At 58.1% G+C, this 291-nt stretch carries 1 pseudogene; it reads left to right on the forward strand.

The annotated features are described in order from the left end of the window. Positions 1-13: 13 nt before the first annotated feature. Positions 14-291 (forward strand): annotated as a pseudogene (locus U5A65_RS40845) (mammalian cell entry protein); the annotation flags it as partial.

The following is a 291-nucleotide window of genomic DNA, read 5'->3' on the forward strand; positions in this document are numbered from 1 at the left end:
GTCGGAATTCACGATGCCTGTGACGGTGAACCTGTTTCCCAATCGTCTCGGCAGAAAGTTCCGGGAGTCGCTGGGTGAAGGCAACAACGACGGCGGAAAGGCACTCCTGCAAAAACTGGTGGCTCAGGGTTTGCGCGCCCAGTTGCGGACCGGAAGTCTTATCACTAACCAGCGCTACATTGCGCTGGACATCTTTCCGAACGCCCCGCAGGCCACCATAGACATGACGAGGGTACCGCTGGAACTACCGACTGTGCCCAATTCGCTGGAGGAGCTTCAGGTGGTCATCGG

This window comes from Paraburkholderia sp. J10-1 (genome assembly GCF_905220165.1).
In the GTDB taxonomy this organism is placed as follows: Bacteria; Pseudomonadota; Gammaproteobacteria; order Burkholderiales; family Burkholderiaceae; genus Paraburkholderia.